Raw genomic sequence first — 7,641 nt, 5'->3', positions numbered from 1 at the left:
ACCTTGTAACTATATATTACTTAACAGGTAAGATTTTATTGACTGATGATAAAGTTATTTGTTTCCCTACTCAAAATACACTTAACCTGTATCTTAGTATCCATAAGAACGATCAAATAAGGCTTCGTTAGATGAGGCAATTTTTCATGACGACTAGATTAAATGACACAACATGGCTTATTTTATGTTCATTGAACTTGAAGTTACCCAAGTATCGTATAAACTCCTCATGCAACTAAAATTCAGTTGCAATATGAATTATGGACGAACATCTTTATGAGTAAAGCTGAAAAACTCAAGGAGAAATTGCTTGAAAGGCCCTCTAAATTTAAGTGGGATGACCTCGTGAAAGTAATGAAAGAAGCTGGTTTTACGGTAAAAAACGCAAAACGTGGCTCTGGAAGAAAATTTTACAATGCAAAAACAGGTCAAGTTGCAATGTGGCATGAGCCACATCCTGGTAACGAAGTCTTGAAATACGTGGTCGATGAAGCAATTGAGTTATTGAAGGAGCAATAAAATTAAATGAAAGATAAAATGCTTAAATACAAGAATTATCACGCATCTGTTAATTTCTCTATTGAGGACGAATGCTTGTATGGAAAAGTTGAATTTATAAACGACAGTATTGTTTTCGGTGCAGATACCATCCCAGAGCTTAAGAAGGCGTTTGAAGCGCAAATAGACGAATATATTGAGTTTTGTAGAGAGGTAGGTAAAAAACCTGAAAAACCTTGCTCCGGTAGCTTCAATGTCAGAATTGGTGAAGACCTTCACAGAAAAGCGTTGATTAAAGCAAAAAGTGAAGGTGTCCAATTAAATGTAGTCGTTACCAAAGCGATTGAGCTTTACGTAAATGGAGGCGATGAGTTATTGGAAAACTACGTTTCAAACCTTCTCAACGTCAGTTATGAGGTCGTTAGAAGTAATCTATCTCACCATAGAGTTCAATTATCCGGAGCTATCGTACCAAAATCGAAGGCACAGTCCGCAATGAGTTTTGATTTAAAAACGGAAGATTCCAATATCGACTATGGTTCAATAGAGGGGGCTCACTGATGGCTGAATTTAGCATTTCAGACAATGGTTCAAGGCTGTTGGCTTTTGATTTTCACGATGAACGCGTAGCGAAAAGTGAAATGAAGGCTCAGGTGATATCTTCGTTTTCTTTGGAAAAAGAGATCGTAGGGAGAGACACAGAGAATGAATTACATGCGAAGTATGAGGGTTTTTATAACGCACGTATTGAGATTAAGACGGAAAAAGAAGAGCTGTGCCATTTAACTGCAAACATTTATAATGCTTGTATTATTTCCACGGAAAAGAAGTTGCCTAAAGACTTAGATTTAGATAAATGGGTGGAATTATATCCTGACAAAACCGTATCTCATTTTTCAGAAGCTATGGCTTCAAAATATCTAAAATCTGTCATGCGTTCGTTCCTGTCTCACACGGCATTTATCACTGCGCCTATTGAGTTTTAAAGGAATTTTGATTTCCTAACCGCCTCTAGGGGCGGTTTTCATACACTTTATCGAGCTTAAGTTCTGTGTTCTATTCAACTGAACTTCCCCCGGTGTACTTATCTTTAGCGTGCCCCTTGCTTGAATTGATTTGTGCCTTTATTGAAACCATGATGATGCGCGTAAAGTTAAAAGCAAGCCTGATTGAGTGCAAATAATGAAGTGCATAATACTAACTGAACACAATCGTGTACCTATTTGGGTGGACTTTGATGTCCGTAAGGCAATGCCTTTTTGAGTTCGGGCTTACCGCTTATAGGCTCGTTCCTTTAAAGCCTCAAAACTACCATCGAGTCCGGGAAATAGACTTGCTGCGCTGATATTCATATTTTCAAGATCGTTCATAGCAGCCTGCCTAGAATCCTTTTTAATATCGAACGCTTTAATGATTTCTCCTCCGGTTTTCTCATGTATCGTAATCCAACGCTCCATGTCTGTAATGTTTGAAAAAGTAAACAGGGATTGCTGTGGGAGGACTCGTGAGTTTCCTTGCGAAACTATGTCTATTGGAGTGATTGAATAACGAGGCTCGTCAACAGATGTGGAGTTGAAGCCTTGTCCTTGCGTATCCCACTTTTGCAGATCAAACGCGTAAACTCGGACATGGCCGTTTTTATCTTCTAACTTTAGGCCGCGAAAAGCGAAAAAGGCAGCTACGAGTGGGGACCTAGACCAGTCAAGAAGTGGTGTAGGGTAACCATGATGTTGAGCTAGGGACATTAATGATGCAAACTGAGTTGGGTCAGCTAGATCAAACTTCCCTTTATTCGAATTAACCAAATATTTGTTCAAATTGTTCATGTCTTCGACGGAGTAACGACTTAAATCGCGTCGATTTGTCCTGTGAAATGATGTTCGCAATGGGAGAGTTGAATCGGGCTGTCCCCTGAATATCAGTTTCGGATTTTCCCTTTTTGCTTTTATTGCGTAGCTGATGAAGTCTTCCCACTCGATTTCTTCTGATATAACGTGCGAAGTAGTACTCTCCCTGCGGTTCAACGAGAACTTCCCTTCTTGGCCATTATCAGCACACCATGTCCCTTCCATTAGTTCTGGTAGCAGTTTGTCAATTTTAATTTGGGCTGACTTTGGGATTACTTCATCGGTATTTCCGGATCGTATCGATGGGCAAATATCGGACAGTTGACCGACAAGGTTACTTCCGTCGCTTTCAAATTTAACCTTGGCTGCAATTGAACTTAGCTTAAGATCACTATCTCGAAAATGTATAAAGCCTTCCGATGGTTTATCCTTATCAATATTAAGAATAAGTCCGGCCCTATTGGACCCTCTCGCATTGCCGAGCCATTGGCCCCACATGGGTAAATTCATCTTAAACCTTCCTTATTTAGTTGTGCTATAGCTAGTCATTTAAAAATTTTACTATCTCTTAAATATATCCAATCCGGCAGAATACAAGCCATAGTTCATCCCGGTTTTCTCGTGGCCGATAATCAATGCGGCTCGGTTTTGACTTGTACCCGCACGCTCGAATTGAGTCGATACAGTTTTACGGATCGAGCGAAGTACGTACCTTTTGTCGGAGTCAAGATTATCGCGTAACGTTTTTAACCTCTTCCCAACTGCGTCGCCACGTTCGTTATTTTTAGTTACCTTTTCGCTAGGCAATCTGTCGAAATGATTACCTGCGAGTCGCCTGCGGTAAAAGTTCTTTACCTAAATTAGGTTCGCTTCAAGCGTCGCTTTACGAGCATTCGCTAGTGATAGGTCAGGGTACTTACCTAGACTGAGATTAGCTCTTTTACGGCTTGTAGGTCTGTAGTAATCAAATATCCAATTTTTAGAACCATTTGGCTTAATACGAAGTCGCAGGCCATCACCATCAAACAGGTTATATTCTTTTTCGCTTGGCTTTGCAGATTTTATTTCTTTATCAGATAGCCGTGTAGTAACTTTTGCCATAATGGGTACACCAATTTCATCTAGTTTGCGTAGTGTACCTAAAGATCAAAGAAGCTAGAGGAAGTCATTGAACGTTAAAATACGCTAAGTTATTGATTTTAATTGTTTGTGGACAAAAAAAGACGTCATAGGACGTCTTAATTTATTGAATTGGTGGAGCTGGCGGGATTTGAACCCGCGTCCAGAAAATGTCTACCTTTGGTACTACATGCTTAGTTTGTCATTTGTTTAACTGCTTGGAACTCCGACAAACAGGATTTCCTTGCAGCTGGCCTAATACTGTTTCGCGGTTCACCCTTAGACAAGGTTCCCTCGCTATCCTACTTGGATGACCTTCCGAATCCCCGCTAGCAGGAAAAGACTAGGGTGGAAGGGCCTATGCCGGTTATTAAGCGGCTAGTGCGTATGTTTCGTCGTTTGCGACTATTTAAATGCGGCTTTTTAAGAGGCAAACCGCTCCTCTGCATGCACCTCCGGCTTCCTAGATCCTGTCGAATCCTAATCAGCCCCGAGTGTGATTTTCAATAATAGCACAATTGTTACATGGTGAAATACATTCTTTTGAAAATTACTATAAATTTTAAGGGTTTGGCTATAAATCAACCAAAAATAACATCTAGTTTTTCAAAAGCTTACCTGTGTGGCCTTCAGTTGAAGCTTTGCTTAAACAGCAACACACAAACATTGAGTATTATTGAACTATCATAGATATGTAGATGCTTGAGTAAAATTCAAGTGCCGAGCGCACAAGGGCTGTGCAAGAAACGCAATTTATAAACTGAAATAGCGCTTTTTATTTGATTACTTTAGCGAATTTTTAAGTAAATAGTGCTGATGTAATGATGCAATTAGTAGCAAGAACCATTAAAGTACGTGAGCATAATTAAAAGGCTTGTAGTGTAAATGTCTTCAGATTCCATATTGTATTCTCCGTATACCTTGCCATGTGGCGTAACAGCGCGAAACCGTCTTGTTAAAGCTGCTATGGAAGAAAATATGTCGAGTATGGGAAATATTCCCGGAGAGTCTTTGTACTCACTCTATCGATATTGGGCCCACGGCAATTTAGGCATGGTGATCACAGGCAACGTTATGGTCGATAAAGGCGCCATGACAGGGCCTGGTGGCGTTGCACTAGAAAAAGACACCGACATTGCGCCGTTTCAAAAGTGGGCAAAAATCATTAAGTCTAATGGCGCTTTGGCCATAATGCAGATTAACCATCCTGGTCGACAGGTGTTTAAAGCGATGAAAGGCAAAGCTATTGCGCCTTCTGCTGTACCGCTTGATATGGGCAAGCACTCTAAGTTGTTTGCTCAACCACGTGAAATGACCTGCCAAGACATTCACGATGTGTGCAAACGGTTTGTTCAAACTGCTAAGCAAGCTGAAAAAGCCGGGTTCGATGGCGTTGAAATTCACGCCGCTCACGGTTATTTACTTACGCAGTTTTTATCACCGCTTACTAATCAGCGCCAAGACGAGTGGGGCGGTTCTATTATTAACCGCGCTCGCTTGCTAATAAATATAGTCAGTCAGGTTAGAGCAGTTTGCGCTAAAGACTTCATTGTTATGGTTAAGCTTAACTCTGCAGATTTTCAGAAAAATGGCTTTTCTTTCGATGATGCCTGTGAAGTGGTTAACCGCTTGGAAGCCTTGGGTGTTGATGTTGTCGAGTTGTCTGGCGGTAGTTATGAAGCGCCTGCCATGCAAGGGCAAACTCGCGACAATACCACCCTTGCCAGAGAGGCTTACTTTTTAGAGTTCGCACAGGCCTTGGTAAGTAAAACTGAGATTCCACTTATGACTACAGGTGGTATCAAAAGAGCCGAAGTAGCAGAAGAAGTGATTGAACAAGGCTGCGCTCTGGTGGGATTAGCCAGTGCCCTTGCTATTACGCCCGACTTAGCGAAAAAGTGGCAGCAAGAGTGGACTTACTCTGGCATTATTCCCCATTGTGCTTGGAAAGATAAATCGTTGGCTAGTCTTGCAAATATGGCTATGGTGCGAAGACAACTTAGACGCCTTGGAAACAACCTAACCACACTACGAGATCCCTCTCCGCTATGGAGCCTTGTTCTTGATATGCTGCATCGCAAGAAAATGACGAAACGGGATGTGGGTTAACGCAAACAGAAGAATAGAACGGCTTGCCGTGTAATTTTCTTGTTTAAAGCCAGTCTATATCGCCCTTCATTTAACACAGTACATAAAAAAACACAGCGTTAAACGCTGTGCTTCATCATTCTTTCTTTTTGGCGCTGCCAATCTTTGTCTTTTATGGTGTCACGCTTGTCATGGGCGTGTTTACCTTTTGCTAAGTGAATTTCTAGTTTCACCCAACACTTTTTCCAATACATAGATGTGGCTACGATTGAATAACCTTGGCGGTCTCGAGCACCCATTAGACGATCTATTTCACGTTTATTGAGCAACAATTTACGCGCGCGCTCAGGGGCTGCGATAACGTGGGTAGAGGCTTGATTCAGCGGACTAATTCTACACCCTACCAAATACGCTTCGGCATTTTGGATAATAATGTACGCATCGGTAATGTTCACTTTACCGGCACGAATACTTTTAATTTCCCACCCTTGAAGCTCAAGCCCGGCTTCGAACTTGTCTTCTAGGAAATAGTCGTGACGCGCCTTTTTATTCTGCGCGATATTTCCTGTGGTGTTTTTGTTGGCTTTATTCTTTTTCATGCTGGCTATTATACTGATTGTTCAACGAAATGTCTTTAGTTGTCATTGTTATCTTATATTGGGGCATTTGGTTCAAAACCGAATACGAGCGAACCAAATTTTCTGTGATACAATGCCGCCAAGAGTTTTAATTGTAGTGGGATCAATGCCAAGTATTCATAGAAGCGCACTTGTAGCTCATAGTGCAGAAGCCATGTTTAACTTAGTCAACGATGTAGCTTCCTACCCTGAGTTTTTGCCAGGCTGTACCGACAGCAAAATCCTCGACACGTCAGCGCAAAGCATGAAAGCGTCATTGTTAGTGGCAAAAGCAGGTATCAAGCAATGGTTTACAACGCACAATGTGTTAGAGCCAGGTAAAAGTATTCAAATGCAACTGGTCGACGGTCCGTTTCGCTCGCTTACCGGTGGCTGGACATTTTCAGCGTTATCAGAAGAAGCCTGTAAAATTGAATTAAACCTAGAGTTTGAATTCAGCAATAAGCTAGCTGAAATGGCTTTTGGTAAAGTGTTTAACAGTTTAGCCAGCAGTATGGTTGCAGCGTTTACAGACCGAGCGCGGAGCGTGTACGCATGAGTAAGAAGCTCATCAATATTGAGGTTGCCTACGCGTTACCCACCAAGCAAACTATCATTGATGTTGCTATTCATGAGAATGCGACGGTAGAAGAAGGGATAAACGCGTCTAACGTGCTTGAGCAGTTTCCCGAGATTGATTTGAAAGCAACAAAAGTGGGTATTTGGAGCCGCGTGGTTAAGCTTCGCGACACGCTTACCGATGGCGACCGTATTGAAATTTACCGCCCGCTTATTGCTGACCCTAAAGAAATCCGCAAGCGCCGTGCTGAGAAAGCGAAAGAGGAAGGGCGCGCTGACAAAATCACAGGTGGAAAGGTAAATCCACTTAAGGCGAAGTCATAGCAGTCAACTGAGCGCTTCTACGCCAGCGCCAAAGATAGATACAAAAATGGCCTTCAAGTGAAGGCCATTTTTTGTAAAGAAGACAAAGGCTATTAGCTTTTTTCTGAAATACTGCCTAACTCCAGGAAAGGGGAGGCATCAATATCTTCAGCATCCATCATGCTAGCAATTCGCTGAACGGTAGCGACCATTTGGCTTTGCTCCCACTCTTTAAGCTGTGAAAAACGCTCGACAAAGTGTTCTTGAAGCGGGCGAGGTGCGTCAACCACTGCCTCTTTACCGCGTTCGGTTAAGAATACGCCCACTTTTCGTTTATCTTGCGTACTTCTTATGCGCGTAGCTAAGTCTCGTGATTCTAGTCTATCTAGAATATTCGTGATGGTTGCAGGGCTTAAGTTAATATTCTCTGCAATTTCGCGCACCATTATACCCGGGCGCTCTTCAATATTTTGCATCACCAATAACTGTGGGCCTGTTAAACCCACGTGTTTACTTAGCTGCTTGCTGCGTAGGTCTACAGCGCGTATTACGCGCCGTAGTGCCACTAATAGTTCTTCTTCTTTTCGCAT

The 7,641-nt window shown here is 42.0% G+C and carries 10 protein-coding genes and 1 other RNA gene; 6 read left to right on the top strand and 5 right to left on the bottom strand.

What is annotated here, in order from left to right; genetic code table 11:
• Positions 1-276: 276 nt before the first annotated feature.
• The 3 genes from KUL49_RS17175 to KUL49_RS17165 are packed head-to-tail and all read left to right on the top strand — an operon-like array spanning position 277 to position 1,484.
• A complete protein-coding gene (locus KUL49_RS17175; protein ID WP_131138066.1) occupies positions 277-519 on the top strand; it encodes a type II toxin-antitoxin system HicA family toxin in 243 nt (80 codons plus the stop codon).
• 6 nt (positions 520-525) lie between these two features.
• Positions 526-1,059, top strand: coding sequence for a type II toxin-antitoxin system HicB family antitoxin (locus tag KUL49_RS17170; RefSeq protein WP_131138065.1), 534 nt, complete (start codon positions 526-528; stop codon positions 1,057-1,059).
• A complete protein-coding gene (locus KUL49_RS17165) occupies positions 1,059-1,484 on the top strand; it encodes a hypothetical protein (protein ID WP_131138064.1) in 426 nt (141 codons plus the stop codon). Before KUL49_RS17170 ends, KUL49_RS17165 begins: the two co-directional genes overlap by 1 nt.
• A gap of 285 nt (positions 1,485-1,769) precedes the next feature.
• On the opposite strand, the gene KUL49_RS17160 is transcribed toward KUL49_RS17165, so the two are convergent.
• From KUL49_RS17160 to ssrA, 3 genes are all read right to left on the bottom strand, one after another.
• Positions 1,770-2,855 carry an FRG domain-containing protein gene (locus KUL49_RS17160; protein WP_131138063.1) on the bottom strand — a complete coding sequence of 362 codons (1,086 nt, stop codon included), beginning with the start codon at positions 2,853-2,855 and terminating at the stop codon, positions 1,770-1,772.
• A 345-nt stretch (positions 2,856-3,200) separates the two neighbouring features.
• Positions 3,201-3,446: an integrase arm-type DNA-binding domain-containing protein gene (locus KUL49_RS17155; RefSeq protein WP_207308464.1), complete on the bottom strand. Its 246-nt coding sequence runs from the start codon at positions 3,444-3,446 to the stop codon at positions 3,201-3,203.
• A gap of 151 nt (positions 3,447-3,597) precedes the next feature.
• Positions 3,598-3,956, bottom strand: a transfer-messenger RNA (tmRNA) gene (gene ssrA, locus KUL49_RS17150).
• 393 nt (positions 3,957-4,349) lie between these two features.
• On the opposite strand from ssrA, the gene KUL49_RS17145 reads away from it, so the two are divergent.
• A complete protein-coding gene (locus KUL49_RS17145) occupies positions 4,350-5,573 on the top strand; it encodes an NADH:flavin oxidoreductase/NADH oxidase family protein (protein WP_131138062.1) in 1,224 nt (407 codons plus the stop codon).
• Positions 5,574-5,671: 98 nt separating this feature from the next.
• Here KUL49_RS17145 and smpB read toward each other — a convergent pair whose 3' ends face one another.
• Positions 5,672-6,151, bottom strand: coding sequence for an SsrA-binding protein SmpB (gene smpB / locus KUL49_RS17140; RefSeq protein ID WP_014949307.1), 480 nt, complete (start codon positions 6,149-6,151; stop codon positions 5,672-5,674).
• Positions 6,152-6,296: 145 nt separating this feature from the next.
• Between smpB and KUL49_RS17135 the strand changes: the two genes are divergently transcribed.
• A complete protein-coding gene (locus tag KUL49_RS17135; RefSeq protein ID WP_014949308.1) occupies positions 6,297-6,728 on the top strand; it encodes a type II toxin-antitoxin system RatA family toxin in 432 nt (143 codons plus the stop codon).
• Positions 6,725-7,072 carry an RnfH family protein gene (locus KUL49_RS17130; protein ID WP_014976384.1) on the top strand — a complete coding sequence of 116 codons (348 nt, stop codon included), beginning with the start codon at positions 6,725-6,727 and terminating at the stop codon, positions 7,070-7,072. The genes KUL49_RS17135 and KUL49_RS17130 overlap by 4 nt, the downstream gene beginning before the upstream one ends.
• Before the next feature lie 92 nt (positions 7,073-7,164).
• On the opposite strand, the gene KUL49_RS17125 is transcribed toward KUL49_RS17130, so the two are convergent.
• Entirely contained in the window at positions 7,165-7,641 is a 477-nt protein-coding gene (locus KUL49_RS17125) for a MarR family winged helix-turn-helix transcriptional regulator (RefSeq protein WP_012518305.1), read from the bottom strand.

The sequence above is a fragment of the Alteromonas sp. KUL17 genome (assembly GCF_006538305.1).
GTDB classification, from domain to species: Bacteria; Pseudomonadota; Gammaproteobacteria; order Enterobacterales; family Alteromonadaceae; genus Alteromonas; species Alteromonas macleodii.
The sequence above is the reverse complement of the archived record's forward strand: the minus strand, read 5'-3'. Positions and strand labels throughout refer to the sequence as shown.